This is a genomic window from Streptomyces sp. H51 (genome assembly GCF_035656535.1).
Taxonomy (GTDB): domain Bacteria; phylum Actinomycetota; class Actinomycetes; order Streptomycetales; family Streptomycetaceae; genus Streptomyces.
On record NZ_JAYMHD010000077.1, the window covers coordinates 110,823 to 131,787 of the forward strand.

20 protein-coding genes and 1 riboswitch are annotated in these 20,965 nt (G+C 73.6%); of the genes, 7 read left to right on the forward strand and 13 right to left on the reverse strand.

Annotated features, from left to right (window positions below; genetic code table 11):
* Positions 1–113 precede the first annotated feature (113 nt).
* Positions 114–836, reverse strand: coding sequence for an IclR family transcriptional regulator (locus VKA29_RS29425; protein ID WP_324789250.1), 723 nt, complete (start codon positions 834–836; stop codon positions 114–116).
* Between the two features lie 131 nt (positions 837–967).
* Here VKA29_RS29425 and mhpD point away from each other — a divergent pair, with 131 nt between their 5' ends.
* From mhpD to dmpG, 3 genes are read left to right on the forward strand one after another with little or no spacing between them, the layout of a single operon-like run.
* Positions 968–1,831, forward strand: coding sequence for a 2-keto-4-pentenoate hydratase (mhpD, locus tag VKA29_RS29430; RefSeq protein WP_324789040.1), 864 nt, complete (start codon positions 968–970; stop codon positions 1,829–1,831).
* Entirely contained in the window at positions 1,828–2,799 is a 972-nt protein-coding gene (locus VKA29_RS29435; protein ID WP_324789041.1) for an acetaldehyde dehydrogenase (acetylating), read from the forward strand. The genes mhpD and VKA29_RS29435 overlap by 4 nt, the downstream gene beginning before the upstream one ends.
* Entirely contained in the window at positions 2,796–3,857 is a 1,062-nt protein-coding gene (gene dmpG / locus VKA29_RS29440) for a 4-hydroxy-2-oxovalerate aldolase (RefSeq protein ID WP_324789042.1), read from the forward strand. The genes VKA29_RS29435 and dmpG overlap by 4 nt, the downstream gene beginning before the upstream one ends.
* 866 nt (positions 3,858–4,723) lie before the next feature.
* Here the strand turns inward: dmpG and VKA29_RS29445 are convergent.
* Positions 4,724–5,974 (reverse strand): metallophosphoesterase, encoded by a 1,251-nt coding sequence (locus VKA29_RS29445; RefSeq protein ID WP_324789251.1) that lies wholly within the window; start codon positions 5,972–5,974, stop codon positions 4,724–4,726.
* Between the two features lie 111 nt (positions 5,975–6,085).
* Positions 6,086–6,325, reverse strand: a complete 240-nt coding sequence (locus VKA29_RS29450) for an SCO4848 family membrane protein (protein WP_324789043.1) — start codon at positions 6,323–6,325, stop codon at positions 6,086–6,088.
* An 82-nt stretch (positions 6,326–6,407) separates the two neighbouring features.
* Between VKA29_RS29450 and VKA29_RS29455 the strand changes: the two genes are divergently transcribed.
* Positions 6,408–7,685 (forward strand): D-alanyl-D-alanine carboxypeptidase, encoded by a 1,278-nt coding sequence (locus tag VKA29_RS29455; RefSeq protein ID WP_324789044.1) that lies wholly within the window; start codon positions 6,408–6,410, stop codon positions 7,683–7,685.
* On the opposite strand, the gene VKA29_RS29460 is transcribed toward VKA29_RS29455, so the two are convergent.
* Genes VKA29_RS29460 through VKA29_RS29475 form a run of 4 tightly spaced genes read right to left on the reverse strand, consistent with a single transcriptional unit; the run spans position 7,633 to position 10,511 of the window.
* Complete coding sequence (locus VKA29_RS29460; protein WP_324789045.1) at positions 7,633–8,595, reverse strand: YihY/virulence factor BrkB family protein; 963 nt, start codon at positions 8,593–8,595, stop codon at positions 7,633–7,635. The two genes, VKA29_RS29455 and VKA29_RS29460, sit on opposite strands and share 53 nt — an antisense overlap.
* The gene (locus VKA29_RS29465) at positions 8,583–9,050 is read right to left on the reverse strand and encodes a GtrA family protein (RefSeq protein WP_324789046.1); all 468 of its coding nucleotides are present in this window, start codon (positions 9,048–9,050) and stop codon (positions 8,583–8,585) included. The genes VKA29_RS29460 and VKA29_RS29465 overlap by 13 nt, the downstream gene beginning before the upstream one ends.
* Positions 9,047–10,027, reverse strand: a complete 981-nt coding sequence (locus VKA29_RS29470) for a decaprenyl-phosphate phosphoribosyltransferase (protein WP_324789047.1) — start codon at positions 10,025–10,027, stop codon at positions 9,047–9,049. Before VKA29_RS29470 ends, VKA29_RS29465 begins: the two co-directional genes overlap by 4 nt.
* Entirely contained in the window at positions 10,020–10,511 is a 492-nt protein-coding gene (locus VKA29_RS29475) for a phosphatase PAP2 family protein (RefSeq protein ID WP_324789252.1), read from the reverse strand. Before VKA29_RS29475 ends, VKA29_RS29470 begins: the two co-directional genes overlap by 8 nt.
* Positions 10,512–10,833: 322 nt before the next feature.
* Here VKA29_RS29475 and VKA29_RS29480 point away from each other — a divergent pair, with 322 nt between their 5' ends.
* Positions 10,834–12,183: an FAD-binding oxidoreductase gene (locus VKA29_RS29480; RefSeq protein ID WP_324789048.1), complete on the forward strand. Its 1,350-nt coding sequence runs from the start codon at positions 10,834–10,836 to the stop codon at positions 12,181–12,183.
* 11 nt (positions 12,184–12,194) lie between these two features.
* Complete coding sequence (locus tag VKA29_RS29485; RefSeq protein ID WP_324789049.1) at positions 12,195–12,950, forward strand: decaprenylphospho-beta-D-erythro-pentofuranosid-2-ulose 2-reductase; 756 nt, start codon at positions 12,195–12,197, stop codon at positions 12,948–12,950.
* A 51-nt stretch (positions 12,951–13,001) separates the two neighbouring features.
* On the opposite strand, the gene VKA29_RS29490 is transcribed toward VKA29_RS29485, so the two are convergent.
* From VKA29_RS29490 to VKA29_RS29500, 3 genes are all read right to left on the reverse strand, one after another.
* On the reverse strand, positions 13,002–13,580 hold the full coding sequence (locus VKA29_RS29490) for a 2'-5' RNA ligase family protein (protein ID WP_324789050.1): 579 nt from the start codon (positions 13,578–13,580) through the stop codon (positions 13,002–13,004).
* Between the two features lie 140 nt (positions 13,581–13,720).
* Complete coding sequence (gene trpS / locus VKA29_RS29495) at positions 13,721–14,734, reverse strand: tryptophan--tRNA ligase (protein WP_324789051.1); 1,014 nt, start codon at positions 14,732–14,734, stop codon at positions 13,721–13,723.
* 231 nt (positions 14,735–14,965) lie between these two features.
* A complete protein-coding gene (locus tag VKA29_RS29500; RefSeq protein WP_324789052.1) occupies positions 14,966–16,420 on the reverse strand; it encodes a glycine hydroxymethyltransferase in 1,455 nt (484 codons plus the stop codon).
* Positions 16,421–16,451: 31 nt separating this feature from the next.
* A riboswitch (ZMP/ZTP riboswitch) is annotated at positions 16,452–16,563 on the reverse strand.
* Positions 16,564–16,619: 56 nt separating this feature from the next.
* On the opposite strand from VKA29_RS29500, the gene rocD reads away from it, so the two are divergent.
* Positions 16,620–17,861 carry an ornithine--oxo-acid transaminase gene (rocD, locus tag VKA29_RS29505; protein ID WP_420718599.1) on the forward strand — a complete coding sequence of 414 codons (1,242 nt, stop codon included), beginning with the start codon at positions 16,620–16,622 and terminating at the stop codon, positions 17,859–17,861.
* Positions 17,862–17,886: 25 nt separating this feature from the next.
* Here rocD and VKA29_RS29510 read toward each other — a convergent pair whose 3' ends face one another.
* The 3 genes from VKA29_RS29510 to VKA29_RS29520 all read right to left on the reverse strand — a co-directional run bounded on the left by VKA29_RS29510 (position 17,887) and on the right by VKA29_RS29520 (position 20,953).
* Positions 17,887–19,071, reverse strand: coding sequence for a glutathionylspermidine synthase family protein (locus tag VKA29_RS29510; protein ID WP_324789054.1), 1,185 nt, complete (start codon positions 19,069–19,071; stop codon positions 17,887–17,889).
* 6 nt (positions 19,072–19,077) lie between these two features.
* On the reverse strand, positions 19,078–19,425 hold the full coding sequence (locus VKA29_RS29515) for a hypothetical protein (protein WP_324789055.1): 348 nt from the start codon (positions 19,423–19,425) through the stop codon (positions 19,078–19,080).
* A 112-nt stretch (positions 19,426–19,537) separates the two neighbouring features.
* Complete coding sequence (locus VKA29_RS29520) at positions 19,538–20,953, reverse strand: PLP-dependent aminotransferase family protein (RefSeq protein ID WP_324789056.1); 1,416 nt, start codon at positions 20,951–20,953, stop codon at positions 19,538–19,540.
* Between the last annotated feature and the right edge of the window lie 12 nt (positions 20,954–20,965).

Consider the following 20,965-nt stretch of genomic DNA (forward strand, 5'->3'; position numbering starts at 1 on the left):
ACGGAGCAGGGCCTCGGACGCCGCCGCGTCATCACGGAGCAGGGCCTCGGACGCCGCCGCGTCATCACGGAACAGGGCCCCAGACGCCGCCGCGCAGGCTGCGGGACAGGGCCTCAGACGCCGCCGCGCAGGCTGCGGGACAGGCCCAGCGCCGCTGTTCTCACGGCCGGGGCCAGTTGGGCGGGGCGAAAGCGGGAGCGGGGGACGGCGACCGACAGGGCGGCCACGGCCGTGCCGCCGGCGAACACCGGTGCCGCGATGCAGCTCACGCCGAGGGCGGCCTCCTGCTCCTCGTAGGCCAGGCCGGAGACCTGGATCTTCTCCAGCGTCATGCGCAGCCGCGCCGGGTCGGTGATCGAGTACGGGGTGAGGCTCGGCAGCGGGCCGGCGAAGACCTCGTCGGCGAGTTCGGCGCCGGAGAAGGCGAGCAGGGCCTTGCCCACTCCGGTGCAGGTCAGCGGGAGGCTGCCGCCGATGCGGGAGGGCAGTTGCAGGGCCTCGTGGCCGTGGATGCGCTCCAGGTAGACCACCTCCAGGCCCTCCCGGACGCCGAGGTGGACGGTCTCGCGGGTGGCCTCGAAGAGGTCCTGCAGGAACGGCAGCGCCGCCTCCCGCAGATCACGCCGGTGCGGGACCAGCGAGCCGAGTTCGAACAGCTTCGCGCCGAGCCGGTAGTGGGCGCCCGAGCGCTCCAGCCAGCCGAGGGCGACCAGGTCCGCCGCTAGCCGGTGGACCGTCGGCTTGGGCAGGCCCGACCGTTCGGCGAGTTCCGTCAGACGGTACGGACCACCCGTCGGAGGGAAACATTCCAAGATCAGAGCAGCCTTCTCCAGCATGCTGCCGCCCATGTTTTTCCGTGACACGGAACAAAGTTTGTCCCGATGGCGCCGCGCTGTCTATACCGGTCCCCATACGAACGGGGCGCCGAGCCCCACCCGGTCCACCACTCCCCTCCTGGAGGTAGCCCGTGCCGACCGCCCCCGACAGCGTCCGGGCGGACGCCGCGCCACCGGACGTGGCCAAGGCCGCCGACGCGCTCGCCGAGGCCGCGCGTACCGGCGCCGCCTGCCCGCCCGTGCGCACCCTCTTCGCCGACGGCGACATCGACGCCGCCTACGCCGTGCAGCGGCTGAACCTGCGCCGCGGCCAGGCAGCAGGCCGCCGCGTCGTGGGCCGCAAGATCGGCCTGACCTCTCCGGCCGTGCAGGCTCAGCTCGGCGTGGACCGGCCCGACTTCGGCGCCCTGTTCGCGGACATGGCCGTGCCGGACGGCGGTGAGGTGCCCGCCGGGCGGCTGCTGCAGCCCAAGGTGGAGGCGGAGGTCGCGCTCGTGCTCGGGCGTGACCTGCCGCACCGGGAGTGCACCGTCGTCGACGTGCTGCGCGCCGTGGACTTCGCGCTGCCGGCCCTGGAGATCGTCGACAGCCGTATCCAGGACTGGGACATCTCCATCGTCGACACCGTCGCCGACAACGCCTCCTGCGGGCTGTACGTCCTCGGCGGCACCCCGGTCCCGCTGACCGCGGTCGACCTGCGCGCGCTGCGGATGACCTTGACCCGCAACGGCGAACCGGTCTCGGAGGGCACCGGCGCCGACTGCCTCGGCGGCCCCCTCAACGCGGCCGTCTGGCTGGCCTCCGCCCTGGCCGCCATGGGCGACCCGCTGCGGGCGGGCGATCTGGTGCTGACCGGGGCCCTGGGCCCGATGGTCCCCGCCGCGCCGGGTGACGTGTTCGAGACCCGCATCCCCGGCCTGGGTTCCGCCCGGGTCGGGTTCGCCGCGGCAGGAGCAGCAGACGCCGCAGCAGGAGCAGAAGGAGACAACAAGTGAGCAGCGAGACGAACGCCCGCACCAAGGTCGCCGTCATCGGATCGGGCAACATCGGCACCGACCTCTTGATCAAGGTGCTGCGGCTGTCCGACAGCCTGGAGATCGCGGCCATGGCCGGGATCGACCCCGACTCCGACGGACTGGCCCGCGCCCGCCGACTGAAGGTGGCCACCACCCACGAGGGCGTCGACGGCCTGGTGGCGATGGACGAGTTCGCCGATGTGGAGATCGTCTTCGACGCCACCTCCGCCGGCGCCCACAAGCGCCACGACGAGGTGCTGCGCCCCCTGGGCCGCACCCTCGTCGACCTCACCCCGGCCGCCATCGGCCCCTACGTGGTGCCCCCGGTCAACGGCGACGCCCACCTGGACGCGCCGAACGTCAACATGGTCACCTGCGGCGGGCAGGCCACGATCCCGATCGTGGCCGCGGTCTCCGCCGTCACCCCCGTCCACTACGGGGAGATCGTCGCCTCCATCGCCTCCCGCTCCGCGGGTCCCGGCACCCGGGCGAACATCGACGAGTTCACCGAGACCACGTCCTCCGCCGTCGAGCGGGTCGGCGGCGCCGCCCGCGGCAAGGCGATCATCGTCCTCAACCCGGCCGAGCCGCCGCTGATCATGCGCGACACCGTGCACTGCCTCGTCTCCGAGTGCGACACCGAGGCCGTCACGGCCTCCGTCGAGGAGATGGTCGGCCGCGTGCAGGCGTACGTGCCCGGCTACCGCCTCAAGCAGAAGGTGCAGTTCGACCGGGTCACGGCCGACGACCCGCTGCGCGCCCTGCTGCCCGCCGGGGCGCGCGGTGCGGGCGCCGAGGCGCTGAAGGTCTCGGTCTTCCTCGAGGTCGAGGGCGCCGCCCACTACCTCCCGGCCTACGCCGGAAATCTCGACATCATGACCTCGGCCGCGCTGCGCACCGCGGAGCGCATGGCCGCCCACCGCTCCACCGAGGGGGCCGCACGATGACCACGACCCAGCCCGACCAGACCACCGGCGCCGGCACGTCCGTCCCGCCCGCCCTGTACGTGCAGGACGTGACCCTGCGGGACGGCATGCACGCCGTGCGCCACCGCTACACCGTCGAGCAGGCGTCGACCATCGCCGCCGCGCTGGACGCGGCCGGCGTCTCCGCGATCGAGATCGCCCACGGCGACGGCCTGGCCGGCTCCAGCATCAACTACGGCGTCGGCGCCCACACCGACTGGGAGTGGATCGAGGCCGTCGTGGGCGCCGTGCGGCAGGCGGTGCCCACCACCCTGCTGCTGCCCGGCATCGGCACCCTGCACGACCTGCGGCAGGCGCACGCCCTCGGCATCCGCTCGGTGCGGGTCGCCACCCACTGCACCGAGGCCGACATCGCGGCCCAGCACATCGCCGCCGCCCGCGAGCTGGGCATGGACGTCGCCGGGTTCCTGATGATGTCCCACATGGCCGAGCCCGCCGAACTGGCCCGCCAGGCCAAGCTGATGGAGTCCTACGGCGCCAACTGCGTCTACGTCACCGACTCCGGCGGCCGGCTGACCATGGACGGCGTGCGCGACCGTTTCCGCGCCTACCGCGACGTCCTCGACCCGGCCACCGAACTCGGCATCCACGCCCACCACAACCTGGCCCTGGGCGTGGCCAACACCGTCGTCGCCGTGGAGAGCGGCGCCGTGCGCGTCGACGCCTCCCTCGCCGGGCAGGGCGCGGGCGCGGGCAACTGCCCGCTGGAGGCGTTCATCGCCGTCGCCGACCTGTCGGGCTGGAAGCACGGCTGCGACCTGTTCCCGCTGATGGACGCCGCCGACGACCTCGTACGGCCGCTGCAGGACCGGGAGGTCCGGGTGGACCGCGAGACGCTGAGCCTCGGCTACGCGGGCGTGTACTCCAGCTTCCTGCGGCACGCGGAGACCGCCGCCGCCCGGTACGGCCTGGACACCCGCTCGATCCTGGTCGAGGCGGGCCGGCGGGGCATGGTCGGCGGCCAGGAGGACATGATCACGGACATCGCCCTGGACCTGGTCGCAGCCGCACAGAACTGACCCCGACCACCAGTCACCACCGCCCCGGTCCGGGGACACCGGTCCCGGCATGGCTGCCGATCCCGACCGGACGTGCCAGCCCGACCCGGGCCGACGGTCCCGACCCGGGCCGACGGTCCCGACCCGGGCTGACGATTCCGGCGGGGCTGCCGATTCCGACCGGACCTGCCAGCCCGGCTCCCGGCCGCCGATCCCCGGCAGGCATACCGATCCCCGCTTGGGCCGGCGGTCCCCATCCGGCCTGGAGATCCCGGCCAGGACCACCGGCCGCAACAAGGCCACCCATCCCGCCGGCCGGCCAGTCCGACTCCGGCTGCCGCCCCCGACCGGACCTGCCAGGCCAGCCCGGGCCGACGGTCCCGGCCGGACCTGCCAGCCCGGCACCCGGCCGCCGATCCCCGGCAGGCATACCGATCCCGGCTAGAGCCGACGGTCCCCATCCGGCCTGGAGATCCCGGCCAGGGCCACCGGCCGCAACAAGGCCACCCATCCCGCCGGCCGGCCAGTCCGACTCCGGCTGCCGCCCCCGACCGGACCTGCCAGGCCAGCCCGGGCCGACGGTCCCGGCCGGACCTGCCAGCCCGGCTCCCGGCCGCCGATCCCCGGCAGGCATACCGGTCCCGGCTTGGGCCGACGGTCCCCATCCGGCCTGGAGATCCCGGCCAGGACCACCGGCCGCAACAAGGCCACCCATCCCGCCGGCCGGCCAGTCCGACTCCAGCTGCCGCACCCGGGCGGGCCTGCCTGGGCTGCCGCCCCCGGCTTCGGGCGCTGATCCCGGCGGGGGTCGGCCGGTCCGGCTCGGGGTGCCGGGCCGGGCCGGAGCCTGCCGGCGGCCGGGACGCGGTGGTTTCCGGTGTGCTGTCTCAGGCTCGGGTCGAGGCCAGTTGGATCACCGTGATGTCGGAGGGGGCCGCCACCCGGGTGGGCGGCCCCCAGGCGCCCGCGCCGCGGGTGACGTACAGCTGGGTGTCGCCGTAGCGCTCCAGACCGGCCACGGTCGGGTTCGCCGCGGCCGCCAGGAAGTTGCCCGGCCAGAGCTGGCCGCCGTGCGTGTGGCCGGACAGCTGCAGGTCGACGCCGTGCCGGACGGCCTCGTGGATCTGCACCGGCTGGTGGGCCAGCAGCACGCACGCGCGGGACGGGTCCCGGTCCCCGAGCGCCTTGCCGAAGTCGGGACCCTGGCCCTCCCTCTCGCCCAGGAGGTCGTTGACGCCGGCCAGGTCGAACCACGGCAGTTCGGTACGGGCGTTCTCCAGGGGGTGCAGCCCCAGCCGCCGCACCTCCTCGACCCACTGCTCGGCGCCGGAGAAGTATTCGTGGTTGCCGGTGACGAAGTAGGCGGGCGCCGTCAGCTGCCGCAGCGGGGCCGCCGCCGGGCCCAGGTCGCGCACGCTGCCGTCGACCAGGTCGCCGACGACGGCGACGAGATCGGGCCGGGTCGCGTTGACCGTGTCGACGACCTTCTGGGCGAAGCCGCGGCCCAGCACCGGCCCCAGGTGGATGTCGCTGACGACCGCGATGCGGTAACCGTGCGCCGCGCGCGGGAGCTTGGCCAGCGGGACGGTGACCCGTTTCACCCGCGGTCCGCGCAGGACGCCGTACGTGCCGTAGCCGACGGTCCCGGCGGCGGCCGTGGCGGCGGCGCCCGCGACGACGCGGGAGACGAAGAGGCGGCGGGAGGGGCCGGCCGCCTCCGCCACGGGCTCGGGTTCACCGGGTTCGAGTCCCCCGGACGCCTGCCCGGCCGGCACGGCCCCCGCGGGCACCGGCTCGGCCTGCGGCACGGCCGCCGCGGTACGCGCCCGCCGGGCGGGGAGACGGCGCAGCAGGGGTCGTACGGCCTCGCCCGCGACGACGGCCAGCAGCAGGTAGAGCGACAGCGCCAGCCACAGGAAGCCCGGCCAGGCCAGCGTGCGCTGGAGCCAGAAGGGCGCCCCGGCGCGCTCGGCGACGAGCGCGCCGACCGCCAGCAGCCAGCCGCCGGCGATCAGCGCGGCGCCCGCCCGGCGCGCGGGCCCCGGGCCGCGCGTGGTGTCGCGGAACAGCCGGCGCCACAGGTACCAGTTGCCCGTCACCAGGACGCCGAGGACGAGCAGCGCGAAGACGATGCCGATGACCACCGTGCCGTGACCCCCGTTGCCGGTCGTGTCCGTCCCCGCGGGCCGGTGCGCGCGGATCGGTTCGTGCGGGTTGCTGCGTGCGGGTTGCGGGTCGGTGCGTACGGGTTACGAGGTGCGGCGCAATGCGCGCAGTCCGCGCAACCCGATGCCCCCGATGACCGTCCCCAATACGAAGGAGACGACGGCCAGCGTCAGGTGCACCCAGAAGAACGCCGTCGGGTGGCCGTCGTCGAAGGCCTGCCCGCTGCTGTCCTTGATCAGGTTTTTGACGAAAGTGACCCAGATGACCCAGCTCCACACCCCGAAGGCGAGCAGGAACCAGGAGGCCGGGCGGCTGAGCTTCATGCGTTCAGTATCGCCGTACCGGTTCCGGTCCGGTGCGTGGGGTGGTGGGACTTCACGGCGGACGGCCGGTACCTTCTCGGTCGTGCCCGCACCCATGAAGACCGTCCGGCGTTCCCTGCTGGCCGCCTCCGCCGTCCTGTCGTCCCTCGCGCTGACCGCGCCCGCCGCCCTGGCGGCGCCCAGCCCCTCCCCGAGCCCGTCGGCCACTCCCCCGGCGAGCATGTCGAGCATGGGCGGCGCCCGGCTCGGGCGGCCCGGCACCCAGGCCGACCTGGGCAGCGACGCCCCGGTGCTGCCCAAGGGGCTGACCGCGCGCTCGTGGATCGTCGCGGACGCCGAGTCCGGCGAGGTGCTCGCCGCGCACAACGCGCACTGGCGGCTGCCCCCGGCGAGCACGATGAAGATGCTGTTCGCGGACACGGTGCTGCCGAGGTTCCCGAAGACGATGAAGCACACGGTGGTCCCCACCGACCTGGCGGGCGTCGGGGCCGGTTCCAGCATGGTCGGGATAAAGGAGGGCGAGACCTACACCGTCCGGGACCTGTGGCTCGGGGTCTTCCTGCGCTCCGGCAACGACGCCGTGCACGTGCTGGCGGCGATGAACGACGGCGTGGACAACACCGTCGAGGAGATGAACCAGCACGCCGAGGAGTTGCAGGCCCTCGACACGCACGTGGTGACGCCGGACGGCTACGACGCGCCGGGGCAGGTCTCCTCCGCCTACGACCTGACGCTGTTCGCCCGCTCCGGGCTGCAGAAGAAGGACTTCCGCGAGTACTGCTCGACCGTGCGCGCGCAGTTCCCGGGCGAGACGACGAAGAACAAGAAGGGCAAGCAGGTCCGCGGGTCCTTCGAGATCCAGAACACCAACCGGCTGCTGACCGGCGACTCGGACGTCTCCGTCTACCAGGGCATCGCCGGCGTCAAGAACGGCAACACCACGAACGCCGGCGCCACCTTCACCGGCGTCGCCGAGCGCGGCGGGAAGGTGCTGCTCGTCACCGTCATGCACCCGGAGAAGGAGGAGCACAACGAGGTCTACAAGGAGACCTCCCAGCTGTTCGACTGGGGCTTCAAGGCGGTCGGGAAGGTGCGGCCGGTCGGTGAGCTGGTGCCGCCGAGGAGCGCCGCGCAGTCCAGCGCGCAGCCGGGCGCCAACGCCACGGCAGGCCGGACGGGCGGGGCCGGCGCGGTGCCGGCGACGCCGGCCGTGCACGCCTCGGCCGGGGGCCGCTCCGGCGGCATGGGGACGGCCCTGGCGATCACCGGCGGGCTGCTGGTGCTGCTCGCGGGGGCCGCGTTCCTGGTCAACCGCCGTTGGCCGCTGCCGGATCTGGTGCGTCGCCGTCCGCGTCCGTGACCTCGGCGACCTCGGCGTCCTCGGTGTCCTCGGTGTCCTCGGTGTCCTCGGCGACCTCGGCGTCCTCGCTCCGCGTCGCCGTCCACGCGGCGCTGAACAGGACCAGCTTCGAGGTGAAGTTGATCCACAGCAGCAGGGCGACCGGCGTGCCGAAGGCGCCGTACACGCTCTTGGCCGCCACGCCCTGCAGGTAGCCGCTCATCAGCGCCTTCAGCACCTCGAAGCCGACCGCGCCGATCAGCGCGGCCACCAGCAGGCGGCGGCGCGGTGGTTCGACGCCGGGCAGCAGGGTCAGGACGTACAGCAGGAGTAGGAAGTCGGCGAGCACCGCGACGGCGAACGCGGCGGCGTACAGCAGGACACCGCCCCAGCCGCCCTCCTGGATGCCGAGCTGCCGGGTGAGCCGGCCGACCATCGCGGAGGCGACGGCGGAGGCGGCGAGCGTGACCAGGACGGCGCCGCCGAGGCCGAGGAGGATGCCCAGGTCCTTGGCCTTGCGCAGGAGGGCGTTCTCCTCCTCGTCCGGCAGTTCCCACACCGCCCGCAGGCAGTCGCGTGTCGCGCCCGCCCAGCCGATGCCGGTGAACAGCAGGAGGGCGCCCGCGATGAGTCCGATGGTGCCGGCGTTGCGGACCAGACCCTCGATGTCGAGCTGGTCGGAGATGCCGGGCACCTGCTCGGCGAGCTTGTTCTGGATCTCCTTCTGCCGGCTCGCGCTGAGCGTGGCGGCGGCGACGGCGGCGGCCACGGTGAGCAGCGGGAACAGCGCGACGAAGCTGGTGAAGGTCATCGCGGCGGCCAGCCGGGTCCACTTCACCCGGTCCAGGCGCCGGTACGACCGCCACGCGTGCGTGGTCGTCAGCCGTGCCGTCAACGGCCCGACGCCGGGGAGTGTCTTCAGCCGGTCCATGTCCCGACTCTGCCCTCGGCGGAGAAGACCAATGTTCGGGTGCCCCAGAAGCGCAGCACGGTGGCGAGCGCCATGCCGATTCCGGCGCCCGAGACGGTGTCCGCCCGCTGCGAGGTGAGGCCGAGTCCGTAGTGGCTGACGGCGAGGCAGAGCAGCTGGACGAGGGCGCCGGCGGCGTTCACCGCGAAGAAGACGGCGCACGGGCGCGGGCTGCGGGGTCGGCGGTCCCGGTAGGTGCCGAGCGCGTTGCCCGCGTACGCCACCGCGCAGCCCGCGACGAACGACAGCGCCTTGGCGGTGATCGGGCCGAGGCCCGCGGGGCCGCGCAGGCAGCTGAACACGGCGAGGTCGACGGCGTAGGCGAGGAGGCCCACGGCGGCGAACCCGGCGAGTTCGTGTCGCCACGCGCGCGTGCCCGCCGCGGGGCGGCCGCGCGGGAACGGGCGGGCGCTCACCAGTTGGCCACCGCCAGGCCGTACATCGCCAGCCACACCACGCCGATGAGGGTAAGCGCGCGGTCGCGCAGCACGACCTCCTCCGGTTCGCCGGCCGTGCCGCGGTCGGCGAAGACGGCGTACCGCAGGATCGCGAGGATGAAGGCCACCATGGACAGCTGGCGCCAGGGCAGCACGCTGGTGTGCGGGACGCCGCCCTCCTCCAGGGCCCACAGGCAGTAGCCGAGGACGGCGACGCCGGCCGCGAGCTGCCATACGAAGCGCAGGTAGCCGGTGGTGTATTCGGTGAGCAGCGCGCGTGTGGCGCCCGCCTTCCCGGCCATCTGGACGGCCTCGGAGTACCGCTTGGCCGACACCATGAACAGCGCGCCGAAGCCGGTGGTGATGAGGAACCAGCGGGAGAGCGGGATGCCGAGCGCGAGTCCGCCGACCATCGCCCGCATCAGGAATCCGGTCGTGACGACCACCAGGTCGACGACCAGGACGTGCTTGAGGCTGACGCAGTACGCCAGCTGCATGCCGAGGTAGGCCGTCAGCAGCGCCGCGACGGCCGGCGAGACCAGCAGGGCCGCGACGGCCGGCGCGAGCACGCCGAGGGCGCCGCCCACGGCGTACGCGACGGGCACCGGGACCTGTCCGGCGGCGACCGGGCGGCGGCGTTTGGTGGGGTGGGCGCGGTCGGCCGCCACGTCGCGGGCGTCGTTGATCAGGTAGACGGCCGCCGCGCAGGCGGTGAACAGCGCGAAGACGAAAGCGAGTTCAGTGGCGGCGTGCCACGAGAACAGCCGGCCGGCGGCGGCCGGAGCGGCGACGACCAGGACGTTCTTGACCCACTGCTTGGGGCGCGCGGTCCTCAGCAGTCCGCCGAGCAGGGTGCCTTTCGGGGGTGGCTCGGGCCGGCGGTGGGGCGTGCGCTGTCCGTGCAGCGCCGTGCCGCGGGTGCGCGCGCCGCCCGTGAGGGGCGCCGTCTCAGTCATGAGCGCCTCCCCGCATCCAGCGCGCTCCGACGCAGGCCGTGAGCGCCCCGAGGAGGGCGCCCGCCGCCACGTCCGAGGGGTAGTGCACGCCCACCACCAGGCGGGAGAGACACACCGCGGCGGCCAGCGGCGGGATCACGTACGCCCCGAGCGCGCCGTAGGCGACGGCGGCGGCCACCGCGGAGCTCGCGTGCGAGCTGGGGAAGGAGTGCCGGCCGGCGGTGCGCACCAGCGGTCGGACGTGCGCCGGGCGTGGGCGGCGCACCACCCTCTTCACCCCCATGCTGACGGCGTGCGCGCCCGCGGTGAGCGCCGTGCCGCGCAACCAGGCGCCGCGTCGCGCGCCGTCCACGGCGGCTCCCGTGAGGCCCGCCGCGAGCCAGACCGCGCCGTGCTCGCCGGCCCACGACAGGGCGCGCGCGGTGGCTGCCACGCGCGGGTCGCCGCCACGGGCGCGGAACGCCGAGAGCATCCGGTGGTCCATGCCGTGGGACGCGTCGGACGCGTCCGGTGCGTCCGATGCGTCCGGTGCGCCGGGTGCCTCCAGTGCGTCGGGTGCGTCCGGTGCCTCCCGTGCGTCGGGTGCGTCGCTCGTTTCGGGACCGTCGCGGCGGCCGAGGTCGCCGTGCTCGTCCAGGTGGTGAAGGCGGTCCAAGTGGTCCAGGTGGTCCATGGGAACTCACTGTTCACGCCGACCCCGCCGGAACTCCGGCAATATTGAGCGACATCCCATTAATCACCCATTTCGGGGAGAGAATCCATGTTTCTGAACTAATAGGTCACACCGGGGCGATACGGTCACCGGCATGTCTGTCGAGACCGTTCCCGTCACCGGCTGGGGCCGCACCGCGCCCACCGCGGCCCGTCTGATCCGCCCACGGACGTACGAGGAGGCCGCGGCCGCCGTCCGGGAGTGCGGGGCCCGCGGGGGCATCGCCAGAGGTCTGGGACGGGCCTACGGGGACGCGGCGCAGAACGCCGGCGGCGCCGTCCTCGACATGACGGCCCTGGACCGGATCCACGCCATCGACGCCGACGGCGGGACCTTGCTGTGCGACGCGGGCGTCTCCCTGCACCGCCTGATGGAGGTGCTGCTGCCGCTCGGCTGGTTCGTGCCGGTGACGCCCGGCACCCGGTACGTGACCGTCGGCGGCGCGATCGGCGCGGACATCCACGGCAAGAACCACCACGTGTCGGGCTCCTTCGCACGGCACGTGCTGTCCTTCGAGCTCCTCACCGCCGACGGCACGATCCGCACGGTGGGCCGCGGCACCCCGCTGTTCGACGCGACCGCCGGCGGCATGGGCCTGACCGGCGTGATCCTGACCGCGACCGTCCGCCTGCTGCCCGTGCAGACGTCCCTGATGGCGGTCGACACCGAGCGCGCGGCGGACCTCGACGACCTGATGGCCCGGCTGACCGCCACCGACCACCGCTACCGCTACTCCGTCGCGTGGATCGACCTGCTCGCGCGCGGCGCGGCGACCGGCCGCGCGGTCCTCACCCGCGGCGATCACGCGCCGCTGGACGCGCTGCCCGCACGCGCGCGCAGCGCCCCGCTCGCCTTCCGCACCCCGCGCTTCCCGGCGGCGCCCGCCTTCCTGCCGGAGGGGCTGCTCAGCCGTACGACCGTGGGCCTGTTCAACGAGCTGTGGTACCGCAAGGCGCCCCGCGCGCGCACCGGCGAACTGCAGCGGATGTCCACCTTCTTCCACCCCCTCGACGGGGTCCCCCACTGGAACCGGATCTACGGCCGCGGCGGCTTCGTGCAGTACCAGTTCGTCGTCGGCCACGGGCGGGAGGACGCCCTGCGCTCCGTCGTGCGGCGCATCTCCGAGCGCCGCTGCCCGTCCTTCCTGGCCGTCCTCAAGCGGTTCGGCGAGGCCGACCCGGGCTGGCTGTCCTTCCCGGTGCCCGGCTGGACGCTCGCTTTGGACGTCCCGGCGAACCTGCCCGGGCTGGGCGGGTTCCTCGACGAGCTGGACGAGGAGGTGGCCGCGGCCGGCGGGCGCGTCTACCTCGCCAAGGACTCCCGGCTGCGGCCCGAACTGCTCGCCGCGATGTATCCGCGCCTCGACGACTTCCGGGCCCTGCGCGCGGAGCTGGACCCGCGCGGGGTGTTCACCTCCGACCTCTCCCGCCGCCTCACCCTCTAGGAGTCGCTGTCGTGAAGGACGCCTTCGGCATCCCCCAGTCCCTGCTGGTCCTCGGCGGCACGTCCGACATCGGGCTCGCCACCGCACGCCGCATGATCGCGCGCCGCACCCGCACCGTGTGGCTGGCCGGACGCCCGTCGCCCGCGCTGGAACGGTCCGCGGACGCCCTGCGCGCGCTGGGCGCGGACGTGCGCACCGTCGCCTTCGACGCGCTCGACCCCGACTCCCACGAGAGCGTGCTCGGCAAGGTCTTCGCCGAGGGCGACATCGACATGGTGCTGCTCGCCTTCGGGATCCTCGGCGACCAGGCGCACGACGAGCGCGACCCGTCCGCCGCGGTGCGCGTGGCGCAGACCAACTACACCGGCGCGGTGTCGGCGGGCCTGATCAGCGCACGCGCCCTGCAGGCGCAGGGCCACGGTTCGCTGGTGGTGCTGTCCTCCGTCGCCGGGGAACGGGCCCGCCGCGCCAACTTCATCTACGGCTCCAGCAAGGCGGGCCTGGACGCCTTCGCGCAGGGCCTGGGCGACGCGCTGCACGGCACCGGCGTGCACGTGATGGTCGTACGTCCCGGCTTCGTACGGTCGAAGATGACCGCGGGCCGCGCCGAGGCGCCGCTCGCGACCACGCCGCAGGCGGTCGCCGCGGCCGTCGAACTGGGGCTGCGGCGGCGCTCGGAGACGGTGTGGGTGCCGGGGACCTTGCGCGTGCTGATGTCGGCACTGCGGCACGTGCCGCGGGCGGTGTTCCGGCGGCTGCCGGTATAGACGCGGCAGAACCGGCGGAGGCGACAGCCTCGGCGGACGCGGCGGACGCGGCTACCGGGTGGGCAGCGGGCCGTGCTCCACGTGCCCCGCCTGCGGGGGCACCACCGCGCCCTTGAAGGCGTACTCGCGCAGCTTGCGCCACACACCGTCCGCGCCCTGTTCGTACAGCGCGAACCCGGTGCAGGACCAGGCGGCCTCGTAGTCGGCGAGTTCCTCGAAGGCGCGGTCCATCGACGCGTCGTCGATGCCGTGCGCGACGGTGACGTGCGGGTGGTAGGGGAACTGGAGTTCCCGCGCCACGGGGCCGGAGGCGTCGCGGACCTGCTTCTGCAGCCAGGCGCACGCCTCGGCGCCCTCGGCGACCCGCACGTAGACCACCGGCGACAGGGGCCGGAAGGTGCCGGTGCCGGACAGCCGCATGGGGAAGGGCCGGCCGGCCGCGGCGACCTCGGTCAGGTGCGCCTCTATGGCGGGCAGCGCCGCGCTGTCGACCTCCGTCGGCGGCAGCAGCGTGACGTGGGTGGGGATGCCGTGCGCCGCGGCGTCGCCGAAGCCCGCGCGCAGCTGTTGGAGCAGGCTGCCGTGAGGCTCCGGGACCGCGATCGACACACCGATCGTTACGGTCCCCACGTCGTCTCCTGTCGTCGTGACGGGTTGGTGTCTGAAGCCGTCCGGTTATCGACTGTACGGCCACGGCCGGGATGCGGGCAGGCGCAACCGGAGTGATGTGCGGCGCTCTGGCACGTGCCGCGTCCGCGCGGTGGTGCGCGTCAGTGCTTGGCGGGCAGGAAGCCCACCCGGTCGTACGCCCGGGCGAGCGTCTCCGCGGCGACCGTGCGCGCCTTGTCCGCGCCCTTGGCCAGGATCGAGTCCAGCGTCTCGGGGTCGTCCAGGTACTGCTGGGTGCGCTCCCGGAACGGCGTCACGAACTCGACCATGACCTCGGCGAGGTCCGTCTTGAGCGCACCGTAGCCCTTGCCCTCGTACTTCTCCTCCAGTTCGGTGATTTCCGTCCCGGTGAGCGTCGAGTAGATGGTGAGCAGGTTGCTGACGCCGGGCTTGTTCTCGGTGTCGTAGCGCACCACGGTGTCGGTGTCGGTGACGGCGCTCTTGACCTTCTTGGCGGTGGCCCGCGGCTCGTCCAGAAGGTTGATCAGACCCTTCGGCGTGGACGCCGACTTGCTCATCTTGATCGACGGGTCCTGAAGGTCGTAGATCTTCGCCGTCTCCCTGAGGATGTACGGCTTGGGGATGGTGAAGGTGTCGCCGAAGCGGCCGTTGAAGCGCTCGGCGAGGTCGCGGGTCAGCTCGATGTGCTGGCGCTGGTCCTCACCGACCGGCACCTCGTGGGCCTGGTACAGCAGGATGTCCGCGACCTGGAGGATCGGGTACGTGAACAGTCCGACGGACGCGCGCTCGGCGCCGTGCCGGGCGGACTTGTCCTTGAACTGGGTCATGCGGGAGGCCTCGCCGAAGCCGGTGAGGCAGTTCATGACCCAGGCGAGCTGGGCGTGCTCGGGGACATGGCTCTGGACGAACAGGGTGCAGCGGTCCGGGTCGAGGCCGGCGGCCAGCAGCTGCGCGGTGGCCAGGCGCGTGTTGGCGCGCAGCTCGGCCGGGTCCTGCGGAACGGTGATCGCGTGCAGGTCGACGACCATGTAGAACGCGTCGTGGGTCTCCTGCAGGTCCACCCACTGGCGGACGGCGCCGAGGTAGTTGCCGAGGTGGAAGGAGCCTGCGGTGGGCTGGATTCCGGAGAGCACGCGGGGTCGGTCTTGGGCCATGCTCACCATTCTCTCAGGTACCGGGGGCTGATCCGGAACCGGCCGGAAACAGGTGCGATCCGGTTTCTTCCCGGGAGTGTGACGACGCGGTACGGCGACGGCGGTACGTGCGACGGCGGTACGACGACGGCGGTACGTACGACGGCGGTACGTACGACGGCGGTACGTACGACGGCGGCCCGGCATCGGCCGGACCGCCGTCGTGAGAGTGGGCGCGATCGCGCCGGGGCGTCAGCCGAGGTCGATCTCCGGGTACAGCGGGAAACCGGCCACGAGGTCGGTGGCGCGGCGGGAGATCTCGTCGGCGACCTTCGCGTCGAGGACGTGGGCGGCCTTGGACGGGGCGCCGGACTTGGTGGTGCCGGGCTCGGTCGTGGTCAGGACCCGGTCGATGAGGCCGGCGACCTCGTCCATCTCGGCGGTGCCCAGGCCGCGCGTGGTCAGGGCCGGGGTGCCGACGCGGATGCCGGAGGTGTACCAGGCGCCGTTGGGGTCGGCCGGGATGGCGTTGCGGTTGGTGACGATGCCGGAGTCGAGCAGCGCGGCCTCGGCCTGGCGGCCGGTGAGGCCGTAGGAGGTGGCGACGTCGATCAGGTTGAGGTGGTTGTCGGTGCCGCCGGTGACGAGGGTGGCGCCGCGGCGCGTCAGGCCCTCGGCGAGGGCGCGGGAGTTGTCGACGATGCGCTGGGCGTAGTCCTGGAAGGCGGGCTGCCGGGCCTCGGCGAGGGCGACCGCCTTCGCGGCCATGACGTGCGGGAGCGGGCCGCCCAGCACCATCGGGCAGCCGCGGTCGACCTGGTCCTTGAGGGAGTCGTCGCACAGCACCATGCCGCCGCGCGGGCCGCGCAGCGACTTGTGCGTGGTGGTGGTGACGATCTGGGCGTGCGGGACCGGGTCGAAGTCGCCGGTGAGGACCTTGCCGGCGACGAGGCCGGCGAAGTGGGCCATGTCGACCATGAGCGTGGCGCCGACCTCGTCGGCGATCTCGCGCATGATCCGGAAGTTCACCAGGCGCGGGTAGGCGGAGTAGCCGGCGACGATGATCAGCGGCTCGAACTCGCGGGCCTGCGCGCGCAGGGCGTCGTAGTCGATGAGGCCGGTCGCCGGGTCGGTGCCGTAGGAGCGCTGGTCGAACATCTTGCCGGAGATGTTCGGGCGGAAGCCGTGGGTGAGGTGGCCGCCTGCGTCCAGGGACATGCCGAGCATGCGCTGGTTGCCGAAGGCCCGGCGCAGCTCGGCCCAGTCGGCCTCGGAGAGGTCGTTGATCTGGCGGACGCCGGTCTTCTGAAGGAACGGGACCTCGACCCGGTCGGCGAGGACGGCCCAGAAGGCGACCAGGTTGGCGTCGATGCCGGAGTGCGGCTGGACGTAGGCGTGGCGGGCGCCGAACAGTTCGCGGGCGTGCTCGGCGGCCAGCGACTCCACCGTGTCGACGTTGCGGCAGCCGGCGTAGAAGCGGCGGCCGACGGTGCCCTCGGCGTACTTGTCGCTGAACCAGTTGCCCATCGCCAGCAGGGTGGCCGGGGAGGCGTAGTTCTCGGAGGCGATCAGCTTGAGCATCTCGCGCTGGTCGGCGACCTCCTGGCCGATGGCGTCGGCCACCCGAGGCTCCACGGCGCGGATCACGTCGAGGGCGGCGCGGAAGGCGGTGGACTCGGTGGAGAGGGACGCAGAGTTGTCTGGCATGAGGACCTCCGGACGTGGCGTTCGGCGTTCACGGTACGGCCCAGGCGCACGGCACACATGTTCTGCTCGGGCCGCTTCCCGATGGTCGGTCCCATCCTCGGACCCTGCCATGGGGGTCCAGCGCGCCAGTCACGGCCCGCTCGTCAGCCTACCGGGCGGGCCGGACGGCCCAGGCGTGGCGTCCAGCATGCGAGCGACGATGGAAGGGGATCCCCCTCGTCCTCCGGGAGCCGCCGTGACCACCGCGCGAGACCTGATCGCCGCCGCCGACGCGCACAGCGCGCACAACTACCACCCGCTGCCCGTGGTGGTCGCCACCGCCGAGGGTGCCTGGGTGACGGACGTGGCGGGGCGGCGGTATCTCGACCTGCTGGCCGGCTACTCCGCGCTCAACTTCGGTCACCGCCACCCGCGGCTGGTCCGGGCGGCGAAGGCGCAGCTGGACCGGGTGACGCTGACGTCGCGGGCGTTCCACCACGACCGGTTCGCGGCCTTCTGCGAGCGGCTCGCCGAGCTGTGCGGGATGGAGATGGTGCTGCCGATGAACACCGGCGCGGAGGCGGTGGAGACCGCGGTGAAGACGGCCCGCAAGTGGGGCTACCGGGTCAAGGGCGTGCCCGCGGAGATGGCGAAGATCGTGGTCGTGGGGAACAACTTCCACGGCCGTACGACGACGCTGATCAGCTTCTCCACCGACCCGGAGGCGCGGGCGGACTACGGGCCGTACACGCCGGGCTTCGAGATCGTGCCGTTCGGGGACCTGACCGCGATGCGGGCCGCGCTGACCGAGAACACGGTGGCCGTGCTGCTGGAGCCGGTGCAGGGCGAGGCGGGGGTGATCGTGCCGCCGGCCGGTTATCTGCCGGGGGTGCGGGAGCTGACCCGGGAGCGGAACGTGCTGTTCGTCGCCGACGAGATCCAGTCGGGGCTGGGGCGCACGGGACGGACGTTCGCCTGCGAGCACGAGGGCGTCGTACCGGACGTGTACGTGCTCGGCAAGGCGCTGGGCGGCGGGGTGGTGCCGGTGTCGGCGGTGGTGTCGTCGGCCGCGGTGCTCGGGGTGTTCCGGCCCGGGGAGCACGGGTCGACGTTCGGCGGGAACCCGCTGGCGTGCGCGGTGGCGCTGGAGGTGATCGCGATGCTGCGCACGGGCGAGTTCCAGGCGCGGGCGGCGGAGCTGGGCGGACGTCTGCTGCGCGAGCTGGGCACGCTCAAGGGCACGGGCCGGGTGACGGCGGTGCGGGGGCGCGGGCTGTGGGCGGGCGTCGACGTCGCCCCGGCCTGCGGGACCGGCCGCGAGGTGTCCGAGCGCCTCCTGCGGCGGGGAGTGCTGGTGAAGGACACCCACGGCGCGACGGTCCGGATCGCGCCGCCGCTGGTGATCGCCGAGGAGGACCTGGAGTGGGCGCTCGGCCGGGTCCGGGAGGTGCTGGGGCCGTAGGGACCCGGTGATCGCGATCAGAGGGTCAGAGGATGACGTGCGGCAGGAAGCGGGCGTACTCGTCGGTGACCGGGCCGGAGGACTCGCGGATGCCGAGGCCCGCCGCCTCGTCCTCGACGACCCACGCGCCCAGCACCACGCGGTTGCCGTCGAAGGACGGCAGCGGCGCCAGCTCCTGGTAGCAGCAGGCCTCCTCGCGGATCACCGGGTCGGCGCCGGGTTCGTGCAGCGTGATGCCGGCTCCCTCGCGGCCCAGCAGCGGCTTGGCGGCCCAGCCCGTGGTGCGGGCCGGCCCGCGCGGGCCGTCGAGGTGGGCGGCCAGCAGGTTGGGGTGGTCCGGGTACAGCTCCCACAGGATCGCCAGCAGCGCCTTGTTGCTCAGGAGCATCTTCCAGGCGGGCTCGATCCACAGGGTGGAGCCGGTGCCGCCGCCGTTGTCGAGGGTGTCCAGGACATGGCCGCCGAAGCGGTCGGTGGTGAGCCACTCCCAGGGGTAGAGCTTGAAGCAACTGCGGATGAAGCGGAGCCGGTTGTCGACGAAGCGGCCGGTCAGCGAGTCGAAGCCGATCTCCTCCATGGAGATCCAGTCGGTCTCGAGGCCGGCCTGCTCGGCGGTCTCCTTCAGGTAGGCGACCGTCATCAGGTCCTCGCCGAGCTCGTCGGCCGAGGAGTGCGCGAAGTGCAGCGGGCTGCCGGGCGGCAGCAGCGGCGCCTGCTTCCGCCAGGCGGCGACGAGGCGTTCGTGCAGCGAGTTCCACTGGTCGGCACCGGGGAAGCGGTCCCGCATCCAGAACCACTGGGGTGAGGCCGCCTCCACCAGTGAGGTGGGGGTGTCGGCGTTGTACTCCAGCAGCTTGGCGGGGCCGGTGCCGTCGTAGCGCAGGTCGAACCGGGCGTAGACGGAGGGGAGTTCGGCGCGGCGGTGCCAGGACTCGGCGACCGCCCGGGCGATCCGCGGGTCGGTGATGCCGAGGTCGGCGAAGCGTCCGGCGGTGACGATGTGGCCGGCCGCGGCGAGGCACATGCGGTGCAGTTCCTCGACGGTCTCCTCCAGGGCCTCGACCTCGGGGAGCGTGAAGGAGTAGTAGGCGCTCTCGTCCCAGTAGGGGCGCAGGGAGCCGTCGGGGTGGCGGGTCAGCGGGTAGACGAGCCCCTGCTCCTCGACCGTGCGCTGCCAGTCGGGGCGCGGGGTGATCGGGTGTCTTTCCACGGGTGTTCAGCCGCCCGAGCTGCCCTTGCCGCTGCCGAAGCCGCTGCGGTCGACGCCGCCGTGGCTGCCGCCGCTCGAACTGCCGCCGCCCTTGCCCGGCTTGGTGAAGGAGCCGCCTTCGACCCAGCCGCCCTTCTTCTTCCCGCCGTAGTACCAGACGCCGTCGGCCGGGGACTTGGTGGACTTGCAGTTCTTGTCGGCGACGACCTTGTAGCCCTTGGCGAGGGTGTAACTGTCGCGGTCGACGCAGCGCTTGTCGGGGTCGGAGGAACAGGCGGTGAGGGCCGCCGCGAGCAGTCCCATGCCGCCGAGCACGACCGTGCCCGAACGGAGTTGTCTTCGTGCGTCCGCCATGATGCGTCCCCCTGGTGTTTCCCTGATGTCCGGCGGACAGCCTAGAGACCGGCCGGCCGGGGCGCGAGGGCGGGGTCGTGCCCTGTTACGCGAGGACGGGACCGTGCCCTGTCTACGGCAGCACCCGGCACAGCGCCTCCAGCGCCCCGGTCCACCCGTGCTCCGGCGGTGTGCCGTAGCCGACGACGAGCGCGTCCAGGGGCTCCGCGACCGCGTCGGCGTGGCGGAAGCGGGACAGGCCCTGCAGGGCGAGGCCCTGCCAGGCGGCGGCCTGCACCACCGGCCGCTCGGTGCCGGGCGGGAGGCGCAGGACGGCGTGCAGGCCGGCCGCGATGCCGGTGACCCGCACGTCGGGGGCGCGGGCGGCGAGGGCCGCGACCAGGGCGTCCCGGCGGCGCCGGTAGCGCAGCCGGGCGGAGCGGACGTGACGGTCGTAGGCGCCGGAGGTGAGGAAGTCCGCCAGGGTGAGCTGGTCCAGCACGCCGCAGGTGTCGGTGGCGCCCTTCGCCGACGCCGCCTCCTCGGCGAGGCCGGGCGGCAGCGCCATCCACGCCAGCCGCAGGCCGGGGGCGAGGGACTTGCTGGCGGTGCCGAGGTAGACGACGCGGTCGGGGTCCAGACCCTGGAGGGCACCGACGGGCTGACGGTCGTAGCGGAACTCGCCGTCGTAGTCGTCCTCCAGGACCAGGCCGCCGGTGCGCCGCGCCCAGTCCAGGACGGCGGCCCGCCGGTCCCGGTGCAGGGGCACGCCCATCGGGAACTGGTGGGCGGGGGTGAGCAGGACGGCGGCGGCGTCCGTCGACGCCGTGGAATCGGTGCCCAGTTCGTCGAACGGCAGCGGTGCGGTGCGCAGTCCGGCCGCTTCGAGCACGCTCCAGCTCGGCGGCAGGCCGTACGACTCCACGGCGACCGTCCGCGCCCCGCGCGCCCGCAGCACCGTGCCGAGGATGCGCAGGGCGTGCACGAACCCGGAGCACACCAGGACCCGGTCGGGGTCGGTGCGCACGCCGCGCGCCCGGGCGAGGTAGCCGGCGAGGGCGGTGCGCAGTTCGGCGCGGCCGCGCGGGTCGCCGTAGCCGAGGGCGTGGTACGGGACCGCGTTCAGCACCCGGCGGGCGGACCTGAGCCACTCCGCGCGCGGGAACGCGGACAGATCGGGGCTGCCGGCGCGCAGGTCGAAGGCGGGGCGGTCGCGGTCACCGGTGTGCGGGCGCGGCGCCGGGCCGCCCCGCCCGCTCTCCCGCTGCCGTGCGGGCGTGGACGGCACCCCGGGGGCGACCCGGGTGCCCGAGCCCTGCCGGGCGGTCAGCCAGCCCTCGGCCACCAGGTCGGCGTACGCGCCGGCGACCGTGTTGCGGGCGATGCCCAGGTCGGCGGCGAGCGCGCGGGAGGACGGCAGGCGGGTGCCGGGGGCCAGCCGGCCGGTGCGGACGGCCTCGCGCAGGGCGTCGGTGAGGCCCTTGCGCGGCTGCGGGCCGGCCGGTTCCAGATGCAGGTCGACACCCGGAACGGCCCAAGGTTTCGCCATGGAAGTGGACCA

Excerpts from the sequence above, each read along its gene's own strand:
- VKA29_RS29425 (WP_324789250.1), bottom strand. The coding sequence starts at position 836 with ATGCTGGAGAAGGCTGCTCTGATCTTGGAATGTTTCCCTCCGACGGGT.
- dmpG (WP_324789042.1), top strand. The coding sequence starts at position 2,796 with ATGACCACGACCCAGCCCGACCAGACCACCGGCGCCGGCACGTCCGTC.
- VKA29_RS29450 (WP_324789043.1), bottom strand. The coding sequence starts at position 6,325 with ATGAAGCTCAGCCGCCCGGCCTCCTGGTTCCTGCTCGCCTTCGGGGTG.
- VKA29_RS29460 (WP_324789045.1), bottom strand. The coding sequence starts at position 8,595 with ATGGACCGGCTGAAGACACTCCCCGGCGTCGGGCCGTTGACGGCACGG.
- VKA29_RS29470 (WP_324789047.1), bottom strand. The coding sequence starts at position 10,027 with ATGACTGAGACGGCGCCCCTCACGGGCGGCGCGCGCACCCGCGGCACG.
- VKA29_RS29475 (WP_324789252.1), bottom strand. The coding sequence starts at position 10,511 with ATGGACCACCGGATGCTCTCGGCGTTCCGCGCCCGTGGCGGCGACCCG.
- VKA29_RS29480 (WP_324789048.1), top strand. The coding sequence starts at position 10,834 with ATGTCTGTCGAGACCGTTCCCGTCACCGGCTGGGGCCGCACCGCGCCC.
- trpS (WP_324789051.1), bottom strand. The coding sequence starts at position 14,734 with ATGGCCCAAGACCGACCCCGCGTGCTCTCCGGAATCCAGCCCACCGCA.
- VKA29_RS29500 (WP_324789052.1), bottom strand. The coding sequence starts at position 16,420 with ATGCCAGACAACTCTGCGTCCCTCTCCACCGAGTCCACCGCCTTCCGC.
- rocD (WP_420718599.1), top strand. The coding sequence starts at position 16,620 with ATGGAAGGGGATCCCCCTCGTCCTCCGGGAGCCGCCGTGACCACCGCG.
- VKA29_RS29515 (WP_324789055.1), bottom strand. The coding sequence starts at position 19,425 with ATGGCGGACGCACGAAGACAACTCCGTTCGGGCACGGTCGTGCTCGGC.
- VKA29_RS29520 (WP_324789056.1), bottom strand. The coding sequence starts at position 20,953 with ATGGCGAAACCTTGGGCCGTTCCGGGTGTCGACCTGCATCTGGAACCG.